Source organism: Arthrobacter sp. BGA-UO-ETr-C19, assembly GCF_059568005.1.
On the sequence record NZ_JCAQPC010000023.1, the window covers coordinates 102333 to 124759 of the forward strand.

At 67.3% G+C, this 22427-nt stretch carries 15 protein-coding genes; 9 read left to right on the plus strand and 6 right to left on the minus strand.

What is annotated here, in order from left to right:
* Positions 1 to 129 precede the first annotated feature (129 nt).
* The 6 genes from AC57BR_RS16660 (at position 130) to AC57BR_RS16685 (ending at position 7593) form a co-directional block, all read left to right on the plus strand.
* A complete protein-coding gene (locus tag AC57BR_RS16660; protein WP_496362501.1) occupies positions 130 to 1899 on the plus strand; it encodes a dihydroxyacetone kinase family protein in 1770 nt (589 codons plus the stop codon).
* Complete coding sequence (locus AC57BR_RS16665; RefSeq protein WP_496362503.1) at positions 1896 to 2366, plus strand: ribose-5-phosphate isomerase; 471 nt, start codon at positions 1896 to 1898, stop codon at positions 2364 to 2366. The genes AC57BR_RS16660 and AC57BR_RS16665 overlap by 4 nt, the downstream gene beginning before the upstream one ends.
* Positions 2350 to 3183 (plus strand): triose-phosphate isomerase family protein, encoded by an 834-nt coding sequence (locus AC57BR_RS16670; protein WP_496362505.1) that lies wholly within the window; start codon positions 2350 to 2352, stop codon positions 3181 to 3183. Before AC57BR_RS16665 ends, AC57BR_RS16670 begins: the two co-directional genes overlap by 17 nt.
* Positions 3180 to 3998, plus strand: coding sequence for a sugar phosphate isomerase/epimerase family protein (locus AC57BR_RS16675; RefSeq protein ID WP_496362507.1), 819 nt, complete (start codon positions 3180 to 3182; stop codon positions 3996 to 3998). The genes AC57BR_RS16670 and AC57BR_RS16675 overlap by 4 nt, the downstream gene beginning before the upstream one ends.
* A 1-nt stretch (position 3999) precedes the next feature.
* A complete protein-coding gene (locus tag AC57BR_RS16680; protein WP_496362509.1) occupies positions 4000 to 4860 on the plus strand; it encodes a phosphogluconate dehydrogenase C-terminal domain-containing protein in 861 nt (286 codons plus the stop codon).
* A gap of 402 nt (positions 4861 to 5262) precedes the next feature.
* Positions 5263 to 7593 carry a SulP family inorganic anion transporter gene (locus AC57BR_RS16685; protein WP_496362511.1) on the plus strand — a complete coding sequence of 777 codons (2331 nt, stop codon included), beginning with the start codon at positions 5263 to 5265 and terminating at the stop codon, positions 7591 to 7593.
* An 86-nt stretch (positions 7594 to 7679) separates the two neighbouring features.
* Here the strand turns inward: AC57BR_RS16685 and AC57BR_RS16690 are convergent, their stop codons facing one another.
* The 6 genes from AC57BR_RS16690 to AC57BR_RS16715 form a co-directional block, all read right to left on the minus strand.
* Entirely contained in the window at positions 7680 to 9059 is a 1380-nt protein-coding gene (locus tag AC57BR_RS16690) for an MFS transporter (RefSeq protein WP_496362513.1), read from the minus strand.
* A 63-nt stretch (positions 9060 to 9122) separates the two neighbouring features.
* Positions 9123 to 10598 (minus strand): NAD-dependent succinate-semialdehyde dehydrogenase, encoded by a 1476-nt coding sequence (locus tag AC57BR_RS16695; protein ID WP_496362515.1) that lies wholly within the window; start codon positions 10596 to 10598, stop codon positions 9123 to 9125.
* 48 nt (positions 10599 to 10646) lie between these two features.
* Positions 10647 to 11897 (minus strand): iron-containing alcohol dehydrogenase, encoded by a 1251-nt coding sequence (locus AC57BR_RS16700; protein WP_496362517.1) that lies wholly within the window; start codon positions 11895 to 11897, stop codon positions 10647 to 10649.
* Between the two features lie 150 nt (positions 11898 to 12047).
* Complete coding sequence (locus AC57BR_RS16705) at positions 12048 to 14015, minus strand: helix-turn-helix domain-containing protein (RefSeq protein WP_496362519.1); 1968 nt, start codon at positions 14013 to 14015, stop codon at positions 12048 to 12050.
* Between the two features lie 283 nt (positions 14016 to 14298).
* A complete protein-coding gene (locus AC57BR_RS16710; RefSeq protein ID WP_496362521.1) occupies positions 14299 to 14475 on the minus strand; it encodes a hypothetical protein in 177 nt (58 codons plus the stop codon).
* A 193-nt stretch (positions 14476 to 14668) separates the two neighbouring features.
* Complete coding sequence (locus AC57BR_RS16715; RefSeq protein ID WP_496362523.1) at positions 14669 to 18091, minus strand: DEAD/DEAH box helicase; 3423 nt, start codon at positions 18089 to 18091, stop codon at positions 14669 to 14671.
* A gap of 259 nt (positions 18092 to 18350) precedes the next feature.
* Between AC57BR_RS16715 and AC57BR_RS16720 the strand changes: the two genes are divergently transcribed.
* The 3 genes from AC57BR_RS16720 (at position 18351) to AC57BR_RS16730 (ending at position 22395) form a co-directional block, all read left to right on the plus strand.
* On the plus strand, positions 18351 to 19232 hold the full coding sequence (locus AC57BR_RS16720) for a DMP19 family protein (protein ID WP_496362525.1): 882 nt from the start codon (positions 18351 to 18353) through the stop codon (positions 19230 to 19232).
* Positions 19233 to 19434: 202 nt separating this feature from the next.
* Positions 19435 to 21156, plus strand: a complete 1722-nt coding sequence (locus tag AC57BR_RS16725) for an Ig-like domain-containing protein (protein WP_496362527.1) — start codon at positions 19435 to 19437, stop codon at positions 21154 to 21156.
* Between the two features lie 216 nt (positions 21157 to 21372).
* A complete protein-coding gene (locus AC57BR_RS16730; protein WP_496362529.1) occupies positions 21373 to 22395 on the plus strand; it encodes a LacI family DNA-binding transcriptional regulator in 1023 nt (340 codons plus the stop codon).
* The last annotated feature ends 32 nt before the right edge of the window (positions 22396 to 22427 follow it).

Here is a 22427-nt window from a genome sequence, read left to right on the forward strand (position 1 = left end):
GGGCCCGCCCAACTAACTCGCAGTTGTTGTCGTTTTGGACGGCCATAACGACAACAACTGCCAGTCAGTTGGGTCACCACCCCGACCGCAGCGCCCCACGATTTCCACTGATAGTCCCAGGAGTTCCCAATGACCCGCCTGTTCAATGAACCCGCAGCGTTTGCTGATGAGATGATCGAGGGCTTTGTTGCCTCGCATGGCCGGTGGGTGCGGCGTGTTTCCGGCGGCGTGGCCCGCAGTACGAAGAGCACCCCGGGCACTGTGGCACTGGTGATCGGCGGCGGCTCCGGCCATTATCCTGCGTTCGCCGGGCTGGTGGGCCAGGGCCTGGCCCACGGCGCCGCGATGGGCAACCTCTTCGCGTCCCCCTCGGCACAGCAGGTCTACAGCGTGGCCAAGGCCGCCAACAACGGCGCCGGCGTCCTGCTGGGCTACGGCAATTACGCCGGCGACGTCCTGCACTTCACCCAGGCCCAGGAGCGCCTGCGCCGCGAGGGCGTCGACTGCCGCAGCATCGCCGTTACCGACGACGTCTCTTCCGCCCCGCTGGAGGAGCGTGCCAAGCGGCGGGGCGTCGCCGGCGACCTGACCGTCTTCAAGGTCGCGGCCGCCGCGGCCGAGGCCGGCTACAGCATGGACCGCACCGTCGAAATCGCCGAACGCGCCAACGACCGCACCCGCTCCTTCGGCGTCGCTTTCACCGGCTGCACCCTCCCGGGCGCGGAGAACCCGCTGTTCACCGTCCCCGCGGGGCGGATGGCCGTGGGCATGGGCATCCACGGCGAGCCCGGCATCGATGAAACAGACATCCCGACGGCGGATGAGCTCGCCGAACTGTTGGTTGCCAAGCTGCTCACCGAGGTCCCGGAGGGCCTCCAGGCCCGGGGGGCACGCGTGGTGCCCATCCTCAACGGACTGGGCAGCGTCAAGTACGAGGAACTGTTCGTGGTCTACCGCCGCGTCGCCCAGCTCCTCGCCGAGGCCGGACTGGAAGCCGTCGACCCGCAGGTCGGCGAGCTCGTCACCAGCTTCGACATGGCGGGCACCTCGCTGACCCTGTTCTGGCTGGACGAAGAACTTGAAACCCTCTGGAATGCACCCGCAGACGCGCCTGCCTTCCGCCGCCGTGCTGTCACGGCCGCTGCCCTCGACACTGCTGCCCTGGACGCCGAGGAACTGTCCGTGGAAGCAGAAGACGTGGTGATCCCGGAAGCGACGGACGAGTCGCGTGCCGCTGCAGTCCGCGTCCTGGCCGCCCTCGGCGCCGCCAAGGACGTCATCGACGCGAACGTCGAGGAACTGGGCCGCATCGATGCGGTCGCCGGCGACGGCGACCACGGCATTGGCATGGAGCGCGGTGTCCGGGCAGCGGTCGAGGCCGCAACACACGCCGTCGAACGCGGTGCCGGCGCCGCCACCACCCTGCACCTGGCCGCCGACGCCTGGGCCGACCGGGCCGGCGGCACCTCCGGTGCGCTCTGGGGCATGGCCCTGCGGGCCGTCGGGGACGCGGTCGGGGACAGCACCACGCCCGACGCCGGCGCTGTCGCCGCCGGAGTGGCGGAGGCCGCCGCCTCGATCATGGGCTTTGGCAAGGCCAAGGTGGGCGACAAGACCCTCGTGGACGTGCTGGTTCCGTTCCGCGACGCCCTGGCCGCCGCCGCCGGCTCCGGGCAGTCCCTTACCGACGCCTGGGGCGAGGCAGCCACCGTGGCCCAGCAGGCCGCCGAGGAAACCGCCAACCTGCTGCCCCTCATGGGCAGGGCACGCCCGCACGCCGAGAAGAGCCTGGGCACCCCGGACGCCGGCGCCGTATCCATGGCGCTGATCGTCCGCGCCATCCACAACACCTTCGCCGAGGCGAAAGCTGCAGCAACCACCACTAAGGAGAACGCATGAGCGCCAAACTGCGCCTGGTCGTCGGTTCCGACGACGCCGGATTCGAGTACAAGGAAGCCCTGAAGGCGGACCTGGAAGCCAGCGAACTGGTCGAGTCCGTGACCGACGTCGGAGTCGACGCCACCAGCCACACCCCGTACCCGTCCGTGGCCATCGCCGCCGCCGAACTCATCGCCGCCGGCAAGGCCGACCGCGCCCTGCTGGTCTGCGGCACGGGCCTGGGCGTGGCAATCGCCGCGAACAAGGTCACCGGCGTCCGCGCCGTCACCGCGCACGACAGCTTCTCCGTTGAGCGCTCCATCCTGAGCAACAACGCCCAGGTCCTCACCTTCGGCCAGCGCGTCGTGGGCCTGGAACTCGCCCGCCGGCTCGCCAAGGAATGGCTGACCTACACCTTTGACGAGTCCTCGGCCTCCGCCGAGAAAGTCACCCTGATTAAGGACTACGAAGGTGTCACTTCCTGCTAACCCCTCCGCCGGCGGCACTGCGCAGCCAAAGGCGATCATCGGCGTCAGCCTGAAGATGTACTTCGGCTACGAGCGCACCCTGGACTGGTGCCGGGACGTGGCCGCGATCGCCTCGGCCCACCCGGCCGTCCGCAGCGGCGACATTGAACTCTTCGCCCTGCCGGCCCATCCGGTGCTGCCCGAGTGCGCACGGATCCTGTCCGCCGCGGGGGCGGCGACCGGTGCCCAGGACATTTTCTGGGAGGACGAAGGAGCCTTCACCGGCGAGGTCAGCGGCAAGATGGTGGCCGAAACCGGCGGCCGGTACGCCGAGGTGGGCCACGCCGAGCGGCGCCGCATCTTCGGCGAGGACGACGACGTGATTGGGCTGAAGACCGCAGCCGCCTACCGCAACGGCCTCACCCCGGTGCTGTGCGTGGGCGAACCAGACCACGGCAGCGCGGCGGATGCCATCAACCACTGCATCCGTGAAATCGACGGCGTCCTGAACCGTGCCGGAAGCCTCGGCAGCACCGGACGCACCATCGTGGCCTACGAGCCGCAGTGGGCCATCGGCGCACCCGAACCGGCGTCGCCGGACTTCATCAGCGAAGTCATCACCGGACTGGACACCCACCTGCGCAGCCGCCCGGGCCAGGAAGGCAGCCGGGTCATCTACGGCGGCAGCGCCGGCCCCGGCCTCATCAGCCAGCTCGGCCCCGCCGTCACCGGACTCTTCCTGGGCCGCTTCGCCCACAACCCGGCAGCGGTGCGGGACATCCTGGACGAGGCCGCAGCGCGTCTCGGGCTCCTGCAACCCGTAGGGGGCAGAGCATGAACCCGACCGCTGGCCAGGGTTCACGGATTGGTCTGAGCAGCTACGCGTTCTTCTGGCAGCTTTCCGACAAGGTGAGCAAGCCGTTGAGCATCCACGAGGCGCTGGAGCGGACCGCGGCGCTGGGCGTGGACCTGTTCCAGATCTGCGACTACGCGCCGCTGGAAACCATGACCGAGGAGGAACTGCGGGCCGTGCGGGCCACCGCCGACTCGCTCGGGATCAGCCTCGAACTGGGCACCAAGGGGATCCGGCCCGAACACCTCCGCAAGTTCCTGCACATCGCCAAGATCCTGGGGGCGCCATTGCTGCGGACCATGTCCAACACCCCGGGCCACACCCCGACAGCGGACGAGGCGGTGGAGATCTTTACCGAGGTCCTGCCCGAGTTCAAGGCGGCCGGGGTGCGGATCGCGCTGGAGACCTACGAGCAGGTCCCCACGTCCCGGATCCTGGAAGTCGTGGAGCGAGTCGGAAGCCTGTACCTGGGCATCTGCAGCGATCCGGCCAACACCGTGGCGGCCTTGGAGTCGCCGCGTGAGGTGATTGACGCCGTCGCACCCCATGTCCTGAACATGCACATCAAAGACTTTGCGTTCAGCCGCAAGGAGGGGTGGGTCGGATTCACATACTCCGGCGCGCCGCTCGGCGAAGGCCTTCTGGACTACGACTACATGGTCCGGAAGCTTCAGCCCAAAGAAAGAAACATCAACCAGATCGTCGAACACTGGCTGCCGTGGCAGGACTCCGAGGACGAAACCATCCGCCTCGAAAACCAGTGGACCAAGCAAAGCCTCGATTTCCTAAGGAGCAAATGAAATGTCTGCAGAACAGTTGACCGTCGCCGTGATCGGAGCCGGAGGCAAGATGGGGATGCGCGTTTCCCGGAACCTCCAGAAGTCCAGCCACACCGTGTTCTACGCCGAGAACTCACCCGCCGGCCAGGACCGCGTCCGCGCCGAAGGCCGTGAAATCACCGCCACCGATGAAGCCGTCAAGGGCGCCGACGTCGTCATCCTCGCCGTTCCGGACACCGTCCTGGGCGTCGTGTCCGAAGGCGTCGTCCCGCAGATGAAGTCCGGCGCCATCCTGCTCACGCTCGACCCAGCCGCCGCCTATGCCGGCCTGCTCGCCCAGCGCGAGGACGTCGTCCAGGCCGTGGCCCACCCCTGCCACCCGTCCGTGTTCCTGGAGCGCACCACCAAGGAAGAATGGGCCGACACCTTCGGCGGCCAGGGCGCCCCGCAGAACGTCGTTGCCGCGATCGACGAGGACGCTTCCGACGCCACGAAGGCTGCCGCCGAGGCGACCATCCGCGTTATCTACGCCCCCGTGATCGACGTCCACTGGGTCACCGTGAAGCAGCTCGCCATCCTCGAGCCCACCCTGGTGGAGACCGTGGCCTGCATGATCGGCACCCTGCTCAACGAAGCGCTGCACGAGACCGTCCACACCGCCGGCGTGCCCGAGGAAGCTGCCAAAGCCATGCTGTTCGGCCACGTGCAGATCGCCCTCACCAACGCCCTGCGCGGCTCCAACCCGTTCTCCGAGGCCTGCGAAATCGCCATCCAGTACGGCAAGGACACCATCATCAAGGACGACTGGAAGAAGATCTTCGACGACTCCGAACTCGACAGCGTCATCGCCAAGATGCTGAAGCTGGACGCCGTCAAGCGCTAACGCCGCCTCCCAGCACCGGCTTAGACAGCTGTGGATCCATCCCCCGGGATGGGTCCACAGCTGTTTAACCCGCCTTCAGCGACCGGTCTGGTGGCCGTCCGGGCGGCCGCGGGTCCCGTCGTCGAAAATTCTTTTCTGCGGTGAACACACGGTCACCCGTGTAAGGGGCCATGTGACTTGAACGGCCGCCGGTTTTCGCTACGCGGACGGGGAACCTTTGCGGCAGAGGAGCTCCGCCTGCCGACGTGTAGCGGCCTTTATGCAAACGAATGGATTAGTGCACTAGTTTGCGCTTTATGTCGGGCCTGACCTCGTGTTTCTTCTCACGGGCGGCACCCTTGCGGCCTGTGTCGGGGCGTCAATAGCGTGGATAAGGACCCTTCGAACGAGCTAAGGACTTATATGCCCTCGCCAGCCGCCATGGATCCAGACCCCATCCACCCCGGCAGGAGCCGGATACCAGTCCTGGCACGCCTGACATCGGGCCTCCGCTGGGACCTGCCGGCGTCCCTCGTGGTGTTCCTCGTTGCCGTTCCGCTGTCGCTCGGCATCGCCGCGGCGTCGGGCGCTCCGGTCATGGCCGGACTGATCGCGGCCGCTGTCGGCGGCATCGTGGCCGGCAGCCTGGGCGGCGCACCGCTGCAGGTCAGCGGCCCCGCTGCGGGCCTGACGGTCATTGTCGCCGGCCTCATCGAACAGTTCGGCTGGCCCGTCACCTGTGCCATCACCGTGGCGGCCGGGGTTCTGCAGGTCCTGCTGGGGATGGCGCGGGTGGGACGCGTGGCACTGGCCATCGCACCCGTGGTGGTGCATGCCATGCTTGCCGGCATCGGCATCATCATCGTCCTGCAGCAGCTGCACGTGATGCTCGGCGCCGAAGCGGGCGAGGCTGCACTGCACAACATCCTGGCGCTGCCGGACAGCCTTGCCGCCGTCGATCCGCAGGCCGCCTTCCTCGGGGCTGTGGTGATCGCACTCCTCGTCGGGTGGAAGCACATGCCGGCCGCCGTCCGCCGGGTGCCCGGCCCGCTCGTCGCCGTCGTGGCCGCCACCCTGCTGTCGCTGCCGTTCAATTCCGACGTCGACCGGATCACCTTTGACGGTTCGCTGCTGGACGCCCTGTCCCTTCCGCACCTGCCGCAGGGGGAGTGGACCGCCATCGCTGTCGGCGTCGTCACCATCGCCCTGGTGGCCAGCGTGGAATCGCTGCTGTCCGCCGTCGCCGTCGACAAGATGCACCACGGGGAGCGCACGGACTTCAACCGCGAGCTCCTCGGCCAGGGTGCCGCCAACGTGACGTCGGGCATGCTGGGCGGGCTTCCCGTCACCGGCGTGATCGTCCGCAGTGCCACCAACGTGGAGGCCGGGGGACGGACCCGAAAGTCCGCCATCCTGCACGGCATCTGGGTCCTCGTCTTTTCGCTGCTGCTGGCGGGAGTCATCCAGCTGGTGCCCGAGTCCGTGCTTGCCGGGCTGCTCATCATGATCGGCATCCGCCTGGTGAAGGTGGCCGATTTCCAAACGGCACGCGTCACCGGTGACCTGGCCATCTATGCCGCCACGCTGCTGACGGTGGTGTTCGTCAACCTTCTCGCCGGTGTGCTGGTGGGGCTCGCCCTGGCCGTGCTGCTGGTCGTATGGCGCGTGGTCCGTGCCAGCATCCATGCCGAGCCCCTCGGTGGAGCAGCCGAAAACCGCTGGCGGGTGGTCATCGACGGGTCCTGCACGTTCCTGTCGCTTCCCCGCCTGAGCAAGGTGCTGGCCGCGGTTCCGCCGGCGGCGCACGTCACGGTGGAGCTCGACGTCGACTACCTGGACCACCCGGTCCACGACACCCTGGAGGCGTGGCGCGTCCGGCACGTCAACAACGGCGGCAGCGTCGAGATCGAGGAAACCGGAACGGCCACCCTGCACGCCGCCGTGGCTGGAACTCCCGCACGCGGGTCATCGCGCTCCGCGCTGCGCGGAGGCTTCGCACCGTGGCGGAGCTGGCAGCGGAACAGCGCACCGCTGCCCCCAGAGGCGGCCGGGCATCTCCCGGCCCCGGTGCGCTCGGTGCTCAACGGCGTGGACAGTTACCACCGCCGCCACGCCCACCTGCTGCGGCCGCACGTCCAGGAGCTGTCCACTTTCCAGGATCCCGACACTCTGTTCATCACCTGCGCCGACTCCCGGCTGGTGCCCAACCTGATCACCAGCAGCGGCCCGGGGGACCTGTTCACGGTCCGCAACGTGGGCAACGTAGTGGGGAGCGACCGCCTCGAACCGTCGGTCGAGGCGTCCCTCAAGTTCGCCCTCGACGAGCTGTCTGTCACATCGGTGGTGGTCTGCGGCCACTCCGGCTGCGGCGCAATGACCGCGCTGCTCGCCGGACCCGCCGGGCAGGGCTCGGAAGGGCAGGGCTCGGAAGGGCAGGAGAAACGCTGCCCGGTCGAGTCCTGGCTGGACCACGGCCGGCCGAGCCTGGAGTCGTTCCAGGCAGGACACCCCGTGCAGGTTGCCGCCGAGCAGGCAGGGTACGGCGCGGTGGACCAGCTGGCCATGGTCAACGTTGCCGTCCAGCTTGAGCGGCTGCAGCGGCACGTTAGCCTGCAGGACGCCGTCCGGAGCGGTGATGTCCATGTGACGGGCCTGTTCTATGACATCGCCACGGCCCGGGTCCTGCAGATCACACCCACCGGTATCAGTCACCTGGATCCGCTGCCGCGGGCCGAGGAGCTGTCCCCGGCCTGACCGGAGAAAGTCCGCCGGCGGCATCAGCAGTGCAAACACTGCCGATGCCGCCGGTTTTTCTAACTCTGGCGTGCTAAATAAAGCCTCTAGCGGACGCCGGCCTTGCCGGTTGCGTCCTCGGAGTCCAGGGAGTCCCGCGCCTGTGCCGTCTCAAGGCTTCCGCGAACGCGCTTCACCGTTTCCGGAGCCATGATTGCCGAGGCCACAGTGATGACGCCGATGACGCTGAAGTACAGGATCACCCAGCCGGGTTCGCCGTTGCCTGCATTGAGCAGGGCCACGGCGACCAGCGGCGCAATGCCTCCGGCCAGGACCGAGCCGAACTGGTAGCCCATGGAGGCGCCGCTGTAGCGGAGCTTGGTGGAGAAGAGCTCGGCGAAGAAGGCGGCCTGAGGGCCATACATGGAGTTGTGGAAGACCGCGAGGCCGATGATGATGGCCAGGGTTGCCAGCAGGGCGCTGCCGGTGTCCGTCATGACGAAGTAGAGCGGGAAGAACAGCAGCCCGCCGATGGAGCCGAACAGGTAAAGCGGCTTCCGGCCGATCCGGTCGGACAGCGCTGCCCAGAGCGGCACCGCGATGACGCCGATGGCGGAGGCGATCAGAACGGACATCGAGCCCTGGTTGGCCCGTTCGGGCCCGAACGTCCGCATGATGTAGACAACCGAGAAGGTGGTGTACAGGTAGAAGGCCGAGTTTTCGGCGAGGCGCATGCCGACGACCAGCCAGACGCCCTTGGTCTCCTTCTTCAGGGCTTCCCCGAGCGGGTTGTGAGCAGTCTGCTTCTTGGCCACCAGCTCCTTGAAGTCATCGGAGTCCTCAAGCTTTGCGCGGACCACCAGGCCCACGACGATCAGCAGCACGCTGAGGAGGAACGGAACGCGCCAGGCCCAGGCGTCGAAGGCATCGGCCGGGACCATGGCCTTCACGGCCAGGACCGAGGAGTTGGCCAGCAGCATGCCCGCCGGTACACCCATCTGGGTGAAGCTGCCGAAGAATCCGCGGCGGCCTTCCGGGGCGTGTTCCGTCGAGATGATGGCGGCACCTGCCCATTCAGCCCCTGCGCCGAAGCCCTGCATGAGCCGCAGAACCGTCAAGAGGATCGGGGCCCAGACGCCGATCTGCGCGTAGGTGGGCAACAGGCCCATCGCCAGGGTGGCGAATCCCATCAGGAGCAGTGAGAGCACCAGCATTGGCTTGCGGCCGATCTTGTCCCCGTAGTGGCCCGCGAACATGCCCCCGAAGGGCCGGGCAACGAAGCCAACCGCATAGGTGAGGAAGGCCAGCAGGAGACCCGTGGCGGGGTCCTGCTCGGGGAAGTAGAGCCGGCTGAAAACGCCGGTGGCCGCAAGGAGGCCGAAGATGTAGTAGTCGTACCACTCGATGGTGGTTCCGGCGAAGCTGGCGAGGGATACCCGCCAGGGCACCCGGCGTGCGTTGCCGGTCGTTGCTGCGGAGAGCGTCATTGGTCTTCTCTTTCGAAGGTCAAATAAGGATGTGGGGGATGATCTGGTGGGAGTGAACCGGGTTCACCAGTCAAGGGCGATGTACTTGGTTTCCGTGAAGTCCAGGAGGCCCTGGTGGGCGCCTTCGCGTCCCAGACCGCTTTGCTTGACGCCGCCGAACGGCGCTGCCGGGTCCGAGACGAGCCCGCGGTTGAGGGCCACCATTCCGCTTTCTATGCGTTCGGATACCCGTAGCCCCCGGCGCAGGTCCTCGGTGAAGACATACGCCGCGAGGCCGTACTCGGAGTCGTTGGCGGCCGCGACGACTTCATCCTCGGTGTCGAAGCCGATGACCGATGCCACGGGCCCGAAGATCTCCTCGCTCACCATGCGCGCGTGGAGTGGCACGTTGGTCACCACGGTGGGCGGGTAGAAGTAGCCTTCCCCTTCCGGTAGCTGCCCGCCGGTGAGCAGCCGCGCACCTTGGTCGAGGGCATCGCGCACCAGGGCATCGACCTTCAGGACACTTGCCTCATCAACCAGCGGGCCCACTTCGGTGGTTGGATCTGTACCGGGCCCGACCGTCAGGCCGGCCATGCGGGCCGCCAGGCGGCTGGCGAACTCCGCCTGGATCCCGCGCTGGACGTAGATCCTGTTGGCTGCGGTGCAGGCCTGGCCGCCGTTGCGCATCTTGGCGATCATGACGCCGTCGATTGCCTTGTCCAGGTCCGCGTCATCGAAAACCACGAACGGCGCGTTGCCGCCGAGTTCCATGGAGCACTTGAGGACGTTGTCCGCGGCCTGCCGCAACAGATGGCGTCCGACGCCGGTGGAACCGGTGAACGACAGCTTCCGGACGCGGGGGTCGGCCAGGATCGGCGTCATGACATCGCTCGTCTTGCTCGTGGTGACCACGTTGACGACGCCGGCCGGGACGCCCGCGTCGACCATCAGCTGGGCGATCGCCAGCGATGTCAGGGGCGTGAGGGTGGCCGGCTTGAGCACGGCGGTGCAGCCGGCGGCAAGCGCCGGCGCCAGCTTGCGGGTGGCCATCGCGGCGGGGAAGTTCCACGGCGTGATCAGTACGCAGACGCCGATCGGCTGGTGCTGGACCAGGATGCGGTTCGCGCCGGACGGTGAGATGGAAACGTCGCCGATGATCCGTACGGCCTCTTCCGCGTACCAGCGGAAAAATTCTGCCGCGTACGCCACTTCGCCGCGCGCGTCCGGCAGTGCCTTGCCGTTCTCAAGGGAGATGAGGTGGGCAAGCTGTTCCCTGCGTTCGGTCATCAGCTCGAAGCAGCGGCTGAGGATCTCGGCGCGGCGCCGTGGCGGTGTGGCGGCCCACTCCGGGAACGCCGCGGCGGCGGCGTCGACGGCGGCCAGGCCGTCCTCGATGTCGGCGTCCGCGATGGCGGTGATCGCGGTCCCGTCGGAGGGATTGACGACGGCGACGGTGCCGCCGCCGGCGGCGTCCTGCCAGTTTCCGGCGATGAGCAGCTGGCGGGGGATCGCCAGCTCATCGATGTCGAGCGGTTCCTGTGCGGAGAGAAGTGTCATGGGTGATCCTCAGGTTTTGATCAAGTGTTGATGCGTCAGCGAAGTGATTTAGCGGATGGTGCGGTCGCCGGCGTAAGCGGCCTGCACGATGGACGTGACGGACTCAAGGTCGAGCGGTACCGGGTTGTTGTCGATGAGCCGCTTGGAGTTCAGCGACAGCCTGGCGATCTCGCCGAGGTCCCGCTCCTGTACGCCGAGGTCCTGTAGCGTCGCGGGCAGTTCGATGGTGGCGATGACTTCGTCGATGGCCTCGACGCCGGCGATCGCAGCGCTGCGTACGCCCAGGCCCTTGATGTCGCGTCCCAGCGCGTCGGCAATTTGTGCCAGCTGCGGTTCAATGGCGCTGAAGTTGTGGCGGACGACGTAAGGAAGCAGCAGGCCGACGCCGACGCCGTGCGGAGTGTGGGTCAGTGCGCCGACGGGGTACTGGATGGCATGCGCCGCCGCCGTTCCGGCGTTGCTGAGCACAATGCCGCCGTAGAGTGCGGCCAGCATCATGTCGGCGCGGGCCTCGGTGTTGCCCTGGTCCTTGTAGGCGGTGGCCAGGCTCCGGCCCAGGAGCCGGATCCCGTCCAGTGCCAGGGAGTCCGTCAGGACGTTCTTGCCCACGAACACGCGCTCGTTGGCGAGAGTGCGGGTTGGTTCCCGGGTGATGGCGGTGAACGACTCGACCAGGTGCACGAAGGTGTCCGCGCCGGTGGCCGCCGTCAGCGGCGGCGGGCAGGTGTAGGTCAGTTCGGGGTCGCACACCGAGGCGAAGGGGATGATGTGGGGGCTTGAGATGCCCATCTTCATGCCGAGTGCGGGGTCGGAAACCACGGCGATGGCTGTCGCTTCGGACCCCGTGCCCGCCGTGGTGGGCAGTGCGATGACGGGCTTGACAGGACCGGGAACGGCGAACTCGCCGTAGTAGTCGCTGGGCTGGCCGCCGTGGGTCAGAAGCACCGAGACCACTTTGGCCATGTCCATGCAGCTGCCGCCGCCGAAGCCGATGACGACGTCGATGTCCTGTCCCTTGAGCTCTTCGACGCAGGCAATGATGCCCGGGGTGGGCAGCTCGGCCTGGGTTTCTCCGAAGACCCGGACGGACAGCTTCCGGTTCTCCAGGCTTGTGACCAGGGCCTGCAGTTCGTCCGAGGCTGCAAGCCGGGGGTCCGTGCAGATGAGGACGCTGTCGCCAAGCTCTGCTGCGATATCGGCGATGGCAAAACGCTGCTGGGCGCCGACGACGATGTTCCGCGGCAAGCGCAGGACGCCGAAGGTTGCGGGACGGATGCCCGCTGCATGCGCACACGACATTGTGACTGACTCCTAAAGATGGGGATCTCGGGCTACCTGATAGGTGCCGCAGATCTCATCGTTCCAGAGCCATGTGAGGCGGCCTATGGATGTTTCTGCCATATTGGCAGTAGGAACATGTGCGTCAGGACCACATCGGCGCGGGCGGGCTCAGCGTAACTGGCCGCCGATACCGGCGGATTGCAGGCGCCAGAGCCGCAGGGCCACGTGGATGTCCAGGGACCGGCCGCCCCTGCGCCAGCTGGCGCCGAGGACAGTGTCGATGCGCTCCAGCCGCTGGCGGAGCGTGTTGGGATGAACGTGCAGGGCCTCCGCAGCCGCCGTGCCGGACGCGTCGTTCTCCAGGAAGGTCCAGGCGGTCAGGACCAGCTGCGTTCCGCGGCGGCTGTCGTAGTCCAGCAGGGGTCCGAGTTGGGCGGCCAGCAGTTGGGCGGCGAATGGGCTGTCCATGGCGCCCAGCAGCATCCCGGCCGTGCCGAGGGCTGCCCGGTCGGCGGCCTCGCCGTTCCGTGACAGCGCCTGCAGCGCGCGCAGCACGGCATCGGCCTCGGCGTGGGCCCCTGCCAGCCGGGAAAATCCTGTCACCGGCTGTGACGATCCAACGCTGGCGTCGATGCGCTGGTGCTTCAGGGCAGCGACGATCAACTGCCCGTTGTCGGTGCCGCGGTCAGCACCCGGACTGCCGCCGCGTGGTGCGGGCGGCTCGATGACGCACAAATGCGATTCGTGAAGGGCGGTGATCCCGGGACGGTCCTGGGCATGCCGCTTCAATACTGCGAGGGCCCTTTGCCGCTGGTCCTCCCGGACGCCCACCACCCGGACCACCAGCGGGGTGCTGTCCGCGAGGCCGAATCTCCCGGCCCGCCGCTTCAGCGCTTCCGTGTCCTCAGACCGCGGATTCAGGAGCTCGTCGATGAGTTCCAGCTGCAATCGGTACTGCGCGTCCTGGAAGGTCCTTTCAAAGAGCAGCGCCGCACTGAGGACCAGGGCGCTTCGCTCGAGCACTGCAAGCCGGTCCTGGCTGATGTGACCGGCAACGATCAGCGAGGCCAGGTGCTGGTCGCCGGCGACCGCGGACATCACGGTGTACTGCCGGCCCTTGACCGTGAAAGGCACGGGCAGCGTCCTCGAGGCGGAGAGCTCCGCGGCGCTCAACGCAGCCGGATGGCCGAAGTCCGGATTCGCGCCCAGCCCTGCAACGGTCTCGCCCATGGGCGAAACCACGAACACCTCGCTGTCCATCGACTCGGCCAAAAGCAGCATGAGGTTGGGCAGGCTGTTGGCGGACGCCAGGGTCTCCATCAGCCGCTGATCGAGGGAGGAAAGCTCCTCCAACGCCTTCACATGAGCAAGATTTTGCCGCTGAGCCTGATCCAGCCGGGCCAGGGCATCGGCCATTTCGGTGAAGTGACGGGCGTTCTCGAGCGCGACGGCGGCGTGGGTGCCGATTGATTCCATGAGGGCGACGTCGTCGCTGCTGAAGTTGTGCGCATGCCGGTCCGCAACAAGGAGCGCGCCGATCACCTTGCCCTCAGCCCGCAAAGGGACGCCCATGATGGCCTTGACGCCTTCTGCCGCGACCGCCGCGTCACTCGACTCAAGGTGTGACTTGGTCTGGTCACTCAGGTAGTCCGCGGATTGCGAGGGGGCTTCACCGGTGGCTACCGCACCAAGGACACCCTCGCCCAGTGGCATACGGATGTTCCGGAACTGTGCCGTGGCGGCACCGTCGGTCACCCGGATGTACGACTCTCCGGAGTCGTAGTCGTTCAGGCTCAGATAGGCGATGTCGCTGCCGATGAGCGAGCGGGTTCTGCGGACAATGGCCTTCAGGACGGCTTCCACATCCCGAATGCCGGTGAGGTCCGTGGCGGTGTCGTACAGGACGCGCAGCAGGCCCTCCCGCCGGCTGGCCTCACGGAGCCTGGCATTGAGGCTGCGGGCCGCTATTGCCGTCGGCGGATCGAGCAGGCTCTCCGCCTGCATGGCTGCCAAGTGAGTTTCCAGGGCCTCGGCAGAGACGCCTTCCCCCAGAAGTGCCAAAAGCCGTCCCAGCGTCATCCCTTCGGGAGGGGGAGCACCGCCGGCACGGACGGGCGGACTGTCGTGGGCACCCATAGGGCCAATGGTAGTGTCTGCCGGCCGCGATCAGAGTTCCCGCATGGTTGCTTCCGGCCGGGGTACGTACAGCAGCGGGAGCACGGGTAGTGCGGGCGGGAAAGACGGGTAGTCGACCCCCGTGACTTACCGGACCCCCGCGCCGTTGACTGGTCACATGTAGCCGTGCAAGGGAATGCGATGGAGGAAACGAACATGGAACGGTGCAGGCCATGAGTTCCGGGCTGGCGTCAGCCATACAGTTCGCCGGGTCCCTGCCGGGCTCCATTCTGCTCACGCTCGGTCAGGCCGTAGTGGTGGTGTGCGCCTGTTCCGACATGGTGCGCCTGCTCTCCGTGCCACGCTCCCACCGGCGGTACCTGGCGAACACCGTCTTCCGTACCCTGGCCCCGCCGGCGATCCTGGCCACGGCGCTGAGGGCACTGCTCGACGCTGCCTCGGGCGTGTGGCCGAACGTCACAGCCGGGATGTTTGTGCTGGTGGTGCTGATCTACCGGTGGCGCACCGATACGGATGAGGACAGCTGGTGGAAGGGCAAGGGCAAGGCCCTGGGAAGGTGGTTCAGCAAACGGAGCACCTTCGGGCTTCGGCCCGCCCCGGCCGCAGCGATGCAGGACGGCCCGCTGCCCGGGAATATGGCCCCGCAGTGTCCGTCAGTCGTTGAAGAGCCCCGCCAGGTCCTCCGCTGTGAGCGCACCGCCCGAGAGGGCATCACCCTCCATCACGTCGGCGAACAGCTGCGACTTCTTGGCCTTGAGCGCCATGACCTTCTCCTCGATGGTGTCCTTGGCCACCAGCCGGTACACCATGACATTCCTGGCCTGGCCGATGCGGTGCGTGCGGTCCACCGCCTGCGCCTCTGACGCCGGGTTCCACCACGGGTCGAGCAGGAACACGTAGTCTGCCTCGGTCAGGTTGAGGCCAAAACCGCCGGCCTTGAGGCTGATCAGGAACACCGGTGCCGTGCCGTTCTTGAACTCATTGACGACGTCGGAACGGTTCCGCGTGCCGCCGTCGAGGTAGCAGAACTCGATGTTCTCCTCGACGAGCCGCTCGCGGACCTTGCCGAGGAAGCCGGTGAACTGGCTGAAAATGAGGGCGCGGTGGCCCTCGGCAACGAGGTCCTCCAGCTGCTCGAACAGCACGTCCAGCTTGCTGGAGCGCACGCCGGACAGGGACTCATCCACCAGCGAGGCGTCCAGGCTGAGCTGACGCAGCAGCGTCAGCGACTGGAAGATGGTGAAGCGGTTCTTGTTCACGTCCTCGATGAGGCCCAGGATCTTTTGCCGCTCGCGCTGCAGATGGGTCTGGTAGACCTTCTGGTGCCGGGGGTTGAGCACCACTTCAAGGACCTGTTCCTGCTTGGGTGGCAGGTCCTTGATGACCTGCTCCTTGGTGCGGCGCATCATGAGCGGACGGACCCGACGCCGGAGCTTGTCCAGCTGCCCCCGGTCGCCGTTCTTCTCCACCGGCTTCTGGTAATACTCCGCGAACCGCGAAGGGCTGGCGAACAGCCCGGGTGCCACGATGGACGTCAGGGCCCAGAACTCCATGAGGTTGTTCTCCAGCGGAGTGCCGGTGATGGCCAGTTTGAACGCCGCCGGAAGCTTGCGGGCGCACTGGTAGGCCTTGGACTGGTGGTTCTTGACGAACTGGGCCTCGTCCAGCACCAGCCCGGCCCAGCGCCGTCCCGCGTAGGACTCGTAGTCGATCCGGAACAGCGCGTAGGACGTGATGACGATGTCCGCCCCGGCCATGGCCTCGGCGGGATCGGCGCCGCTCTTGGCAAACGTCTCGCCGACGGCACGGACCGTAAGGCCAGGCGCGAAGCGGGCGGCCTCGGCCTCCCAGTTGCCCACGACGCTGGTGGGCGCCACCACCAAAAAGGGCGTGCCGCCGTCGTCCGCTGTTGTACCGTCCGTTCCCTTAGCGTCCACAGAAGACGCGGCGTGTTCCTTGGCCGCGCACATCAGGGCCAGCGCCTGCACGGTCTTTCCCAGGCCCATATCGTCGGCGAGCACGCCGCCGAGGCTGTGCCGGTACAGGAAGCTCAGCCAGTTGTAGCCCTCCAGCTGGTACGGGCGCAGCTCGGCGTTGAGGGTGGCCGGCAGCGGCAGACCCTGGACTCCGTCCTTCAGCAGCCCGCCCACCGCCTCGCGCCAGGCGGACGCCTGCTCGTCCACGATCCCCAGCTGGGCAAGTTCATCCCACAGGCCGGCCTGGAAGCGGCTGATCTGCAGCGGGGCGTCCTTGTCGCCGGGGTTGTCCTGGAGGCTGCGGGCCTCGTCGATCAGGGCCCGCAGCTGGTGCAGCTCCGGCAGATCGAGGGAGAAGTACGCGCCGCTGGGCAGGAGCATCCGCGTCTGACCTGCTGCGAGGGCGGAGAAGAGGGCCGCGAAGGACACCGGCTGGCCCTCAAGGGTGATCACGATGCCAAGGTCGAACCAGTCGCGCTGGTCAGTGGCCTTGGTGGAAATCGCCACCACCGGCGCCTCTTCGGCCTCCCGGTAGTCCGCGATGTCGCCCGAGGTGTCCACGTCCACGCCGGGCGTGTTCCGCAGCTGAGGGAGCACGTCCTCCGTGAAAGCCAGGGTGTCCAGCCCGCTCAGCTCCGCCGTGGCCGCAAGCCGCGGCGTGCCCCAGCCGCCGGTGGCTGACTCACCCAGCTTGGGCACCGCGTCCCACGGCTGGCCCACAGCCTCCAGGATCCGGGCCTCGGCCGGATCGTCACGGTAGCCGTGATCGCCGGGATGTCGCCAGAGCGGCTGGGCGGTGACGATGGTGCCGGACTTGTAGTGCCACTCCCAGTGGAGGCGCACGCGGTGGTCGGTGCCGTAGTTGGCCAGCAGCGAGAGCGTCGGGACCGCGAGCTCGGGCAGCTCGACGGACTCGTCCGCCGCCGTCACACGCGCGGTCTGCTTGAGCTTGGGGTAGAACCCGGTGAGGAAGCGGCCTTCATCCCGTGCCGGGATGTGCAGCGTACTGCCCGCCGTGACGAAGGCCAGCAGTTCCTCGCTCAGTCCGCTCTCCAGCGGGGCCAGGGTAATGGTCTCGTCCGCGGCGACCCCCGGCAGTGCGTCCCCGCTGGAGGTGAGGAAAATGCCGTGGGCGGGGCGGCCGATGGTGCCTACCGACGCCGGATCAACCTCGGTGCCGTCCACCGTGATGGTGGATGCGAGCTCCAGGCCCCCGTCCTGGGTGTCACTTCCGTAGCGGCCAAGGTTGAGGCCCACCGCCGCAGGCTCCGCCGCCACCTTCACGGGTTCCTGGCCGCGGCTATGCACCAGCGCGACGCCGAGCTGCCGGGCTTCCTCCAGCAGGCCCCACAGATTTTTGCCGGCGAAGGTGTTCAGCCCCAGCCAAAGAGACGACGACGAGTATGCGCGGTTCGCGCCCGCGGTGTGCGCGGCGAGGAAGGTCTGCATCCACTCCACATGGGCCTGGTTGCACTCACGCTTGAAGCTCAGGTAGCTCAGCGTGTTCCACGAGACGTCACCGCGGATCCACTTGCCCTTGGCGCCCATGATCACCGGGCGGGCCTTGAGCTGACGGACGCTGCGGAGCGGATCACGGCGGCCTGTGTAGGAGAAGTGCGGGGCCGGTTCCTCCACCTCGAACTGCAGGGCCAGCGGAGTGCCGCCGTTTTGCTGGGCAGGGCCGGCCTGCGAAATCAGGGGGCCGAGCGCCTGCTCCCAGTCCGAGAGCGCGGGCACAGACCTTTCCCGCGACAGCCGTGAGACGTCAGCCGGGGACAGCAGCTGCACCCGCACGGCCGGGTTGTCTTCGGCCGCGAACAGGAGCGCGGCCACGTGCTTGCAGTCCTTGCGGACCGGGCAGCTGCAGACGCCCACCGTGCAGCTCCAGCCGCCGCCCTTGCGGACCAGCTTGGCCGTGGTGGAGTATGGCACCTCTGAGCCGCCGCGGACCTTGCCGAGCATCAGTCCGGTGGCGGAGTCGAACGAGATCCCGGAGACGCGGCCGCCCATGGCATAGGCGAGCCCGGCCGCGAGGGAGCGGTCGTTGATCGCGGGGGTCTGGATTGCCAGTGCCGCACTGTCGTCCGGTTGGGAAGGCATGGGTGCGCGCTACTTTCGGCAGGTCGAAAATCTGCAGGTTATCTGATCCATCTTAGTCGGGCGGGAGGGGCCCTCAAATTTGCCGCCGCCCGCCGTCGGGCTCTTCGGTTTTTGTCCTGGTTTGTCCCGTTTTGTCCCTGCGGGAGCTGCGGCGCAAACTTCGCCTGACGTTCACTTCGCCCTAAACCGGCGGGCCGCCGGCGCCGCGTACGTTTGGAGGGTCCTGAGCATCACCGGCTTTCTGCAGTAAGGATTTTCCATGACCTCCAGCGAATACCCCGTTGTCCTGACCGTCGATGGCGCCGCAGGCGGCGACAGCGGCAGGGATGCAGAGACAGTTGATTCCAACGTTGCCGTGGTGAACGCCATGTACCAGGAGCTCCTCGGCCCGGGGGAGATCGCGCCCAACGCCCTGCGCAGCTACTTCGTGGACTTCTACCTGACGCAGTCCCTGGGCGGCGGCTTTGCGCAGTACGTCTTCACCGCCCCGGACCGTGAGGAGCTTGACGCCTACATCCGCGAGGGCCTGGAAGCCATGGGCGCCGCCGGGCATGTTGACCTCTTCGACCGCACCGTGGAGGCATTCGACTCCCTGTCGGAGGAGGAAGCGGACGTGTACCTGGACGGCGAGGCCGACGCTGAGGAGGACGGCGAACTCCCGGAACGCGTGCAGGCCATGGAGGACCTCGACGCCGAATTCGAATCGCTCCTGGAAACGGAAGACATCGTGGCCCTCAACGCGGCGTGGCTGCGCGGACAGGAAGGCCTGCTGGTCCTCGACGACGACGAGCTCACCGCACACATCGCCCAGCGCGTGGCTGCGCTGCCGGACCTCGAACAGCGGCGCGCCGAAGCCGAGGAAGAGGCCCTGGAGAACGCCCCGGAATTCGAGGTCATCATCCGCGAGTTGTGTGACATCGCCGGGTACGAGCTGCAGAAAATCACCATGGGCGATCCGAACTACGACCACAACGGCGAGACGGTGCTCGCGTGGCGCTTCAGCACCGACCACGGCGACTTCCTCATGATCGAGGACGACGACGAGGCCTTCATGCTCAACCCCGATACCAAGGAAATCGTTGCCGCCGTCGAGTTTGAAGAGCTGGACGGAGACCTCGACGAGGACCTCGTGGAGGCATAGAGCCGCGCGGGGCAGCCGGTATTTCCCTGTGCCGGCTGCCCCCCTTGCAGCAACCCCGTTGAGGGGGCGGGCCGCCCGAAGATCAAGGTTTCCGCAGGGTGGCGTCCAGATACTGGCATCCTCTTCAGATCATGGACCTGAAGAGGATCACCTCGCTGGGTCTCAGCCGGGTGAAGTCTGGGGCCTTTGAGGGGAGCTTTCCATGAAATCTGCAAGAAACCGTCCACGCCTCGCAGCTGCCATCACGGCTGGCGCGCTGGTGGCGCTGGCCGTTCCGACGGCGGCTGTTCCGGCTTTCGCCGTCATCAGTGACCCGGGTACGCACATCATCACTGTTTTCCCGGAACGGGACATGGTCTCCGCCGAGGGGTACGCGGCCAGTGACCGTCCCACAATCCAGGTGCTTCGCGGCGGCGCAGTCATCGGCACTGCGTCCAACCTGGTGCCCGCGGCCGGCATCGTTGAAGTCAACCACCCGGGCGGAGGATGCTGGGAAGGCACCACTCCGGACATCCGCTCCGGTGACGTGATCCGTGTCCTGACAGCGCCCGACGTCGGCGACCAGACGTTCGTCGGGAACGTCATCGTCACGCAGCCGGCCACCAAGCTCAACGCCAGCACCGTCGTCATGAAGGGCACCGCTGCTGCGCCCGGCGGCGGGCAGCTCCCGGCGGACCAGCTGGAAGCCAGGGTCGTGGCAGGCAACCAGTCGTTCGCGCTGAACGGGCGGCGCACGCTGCGTGCCGGTGCCCCGGGTTCGGGCGAGGACGGCACCGTTGTGTACGACGGACCGGGCCTCACCACCTGGACCGCCACCTGGACGGGCCTCGGCGGCGTTGGTGCGGACGGCGTGTCCGACGCGGACCGCGCAACATCACCCACCACCGCCGAAAGCCGGGGCATGTGGCTGGGACGCAACGCCGCCGTCGGGAACGAAGTCACGATCTTCGAGTACGCGGCGATCGGCGGCCCGGCCGCACCGTGCACGGCGCCCCTGGCCAAGGGACCGAGCACACCTGACCTGACGGCCGCCAGCGACACGGGCCGCTTCAACACGGACAACATCACCCGCACCACCACGCCGACCTTCACCGGTGCCGTCGCATTGCCGGACGCCGCGAGCGTCAACCTCTACATTGACGGGGTAGCCAGCGGTTCGGCGTCCGTGGGCGCGAACGGCAGCTACTCGATCACATCGAACCGGCCGCTTGCCAACGGGCGGCACACAGTCACTGCCGGCGAAGTCAGCCCGGGCGGCGTCGAAACACGGTCCGCCGGTTCACTGGCTTTCACTGTCGACACCGTGGGTCCCGTGGTGACCGCCAAGGCGCCGGCCATCAACTCCATGATGGCAAGCCAGACGGCCAACGTCACGGCTACCTTCAGCGAGCCGATTGCAGGCCTGGGAACGGCATCCTTCACCCTGAAGAACTCCGCGGGAGCGGTCCTTGCCGCTCCGGTCACGTGGAATGCCACCACCCGGGTTGCCACCCTGAACCCGAATGCAACGCTGGCGGCTGACCGGAAGCACACGGCAACACTGACCGCGGGCATCACGGACATCGCCGGCAACCCGATCGCCGCCAACTCCTGGGCATTCACCACGGGACCGCGGCCGGTTGTGACGGCCAAGTCCCCGGCCACGAACGCCACGGCCGTCAGCCGCACCGCCAACGTCACTGCAACCATCAGTGAGAACGTGACCGGCGTAGCCAACGGAACGTTTGCCCTTCGTAACGCCGCCACCGGCGCCCTGGTGAGCTACGCCGTCAGCTACAACGCCACCAGCCACGTGGCAACGCTGAACCCGAACGTGACGCTGGCGGCTAACACGAAGTACACGGCCACCATTTCCACCAGCATCAAGGATGCCGGCGGGAACCCGCTCAGCGGCCTCTCCTGGAGCTTCACCACGGGACGGTAACCGAGCAGCTTTCACAGGATCTCCGGCCCGGTGCCGCCCGAAAGGGCAGCGCCGGGCCGGACCCATGTCCGGTTATTGAACATTGCGCCCACGCCCGCAGGGTTCCCTGGCCGAGCTTGCGGGCTTAGGGTGCGGCTGGGAGTGACGGTTGACACATGCAAAACGTTTTGTGTATTCTGAGTCACACCGAACCAAAACGTTTTGCAAAGGAAGTCGATGACGACGCGAGTAGGGATACGCGAAGTGGCCAAGGCCGCCGGAGTCTCCGTGACCACTGTGTCCCACGCACTCAATGACGCCACCAGCTCCCGGGTCAAAGCGGAAACCCAGCAGCACGTCCGGGACGTGGCCAGGAACCTTGGCTACGCTCCCAACCGGCTCGCCAGCGGGCTGCGCAACCAGCGCTCCCAGATCCTCGGCCTGGTCAGCGACGAGATCACTACCACGCCATTCGCCGGGGCCATGATCCGCGGAGCGCAGGACGCGGCCTACGAACGGGGCTACGTGGTCATGGTGGTGAACTCGGGCCTGGACAGCGAGCTCGAACACCGCGAAATCACCATGCTTCAGCAGCACCAGGTGGACGGCGTGGTGTACGCCCGGCTGTACCACCAGGGAGTCGAACTGCCGCCGGCGCTCGCCGGGATCCCCACGGTGTTGCTGGACGCCGTCACCGGGGACCCCACGGTGTCGTCCATCGTCCCGGACGAGGTCGATGCCGCCGAAACTGCGGTCGAAGCCCTCATCAGGGCAGGCCACACGCGGATCGGCATGATCAACAACGTGGACGACATTCCCGCAACGCACGGCCGGCTGGAAGGATTTCACAACGCCCTGCGCCGCCACGGCATCCAGCACGATCCAAGGCACCTCGTCATTGTCGAGCCGGAGACCTCGGGGGGCAGAGAAGCCGCGCTGGCGCTGCTCAGCCAGCCCGACCCGCCAACAGCCCTGTTCTGCTTCAGCGACAGGGTGGCCATGGGCGCGTACCAGGCGGCAACGGCACTGGGGCTGAACATCCCGGACGACGTTTCGATCGTGGGCATCGACAATCTCGAGCTCATTGCGGGCTCGCTGTGGCCGGGCCTGACCACCGTGGCCCTGCCGCACTACGGCATGGGTCGGTGGGCGGTCAACCGGGTTCTTGACGACATTGAGAATCCGGGCACGCCGGCGGAACAGGTGCGGCTCGAATGTCCCCTGATCGAGCGGGGCTCTGTAGGGCCGCCCCGGGCCTGACCGCATCCCAAAACAAATCACCAGCAATCCAC

Bases quoted from the DNA above. Each gene is read 5' to 3' on its own strand.
- AC57BR_RS16660 (WP_496362501.1), top strand. From the start codon at position 130: ATGACCCGCCTGTTCAATGAACCCGCAGCGTTTGCTGATGAGATGATC.
- AC57BR_RS16665 (WP_496362503.1), top strand. From the start codon at position 1,896: ATGAGCGCCAAACTGCGCCTGGTCGTCGGTTCCGACGACGCCGGATTC.
- AC57BR_RS16675 (WP_496362507.1), top strand. From the start codon at position 3,180: ATGAACCCGACCGCTGGCCAGGGTTCACGGATTGGTCTGAGCAGCTAC.
- AC57BR_RS16680 (WP_496362509.1), top strand. From the start codon at position 4,000: ATGTCTGCAGAACAGTTGACCGTCGCCGTGATCGGAGCCGGAGGCAAG.
- AC57BR_RS16685 (WP_496362511.1), top strand. From the start codon at position 5,263: ATGCCCTCGCCAGCCGCCATGGATCCAGACCCCATCCACCCCGGCAGG.
- AC57BR_RS16690 (WP_496362513.1), bottom strand. From the start codon at position 9,059: ATGACGCTCTCCGCAGCAACGACCGGCAACGCACGCCGGGTGCCCTGG.
- AC57BR_RS16695 (WP_496362515.1), bottom strand. From the start codon at position 10,598: ATGACACTTCTCTCCGCACAGGAACCGCTCGACATCGATGAGCTGGCG.
- AC57BR_RS16700 (WP_496362517.1), bottom strand. From the start codon at position 11,897: ATGTCGTGTGCGCATGCAGCGGGCATCCGTCCCGCAACCTTCGGCGTC.
- AC57BR_RS16705 (WP_496362519.1), bottom strand. From the start codon at position 14,015: ATGGGTGCCCACGACAGTCCGCCCGTCCGTGCCGGCGGTGCTCCCCCT.
- AC57BR_RS16715 (WP_496362523.1), bottom strand. From the start codon at position 18,091: ATGCCTTCCCAACCGGACGACAGTGCGGCACTGGCAATCCAGACCCCC.
- AC57BR_RS16720 (WP_496362525.1), top strand. From the start codon at position 18,351: ATGACCTCCAGCGAATACCCCGTTGTCCTGACCGTCGATGGCGCCGCA.
- AC57BR_RS16725 (WP_496362527.1), top strand. From the start codon at position 19,435: ATGAAATCTGCAAGAAACCGTCCACGCCTCGCAGCTGCCATCACGGCT.
- AC57BR_RS16730 (WP_496362529.1), top strand. From the start codon at position 21,373: ATGACGACGCGAGTAGGGATACGCGAAGTGGCCAAGGCCGCCGGAGTC.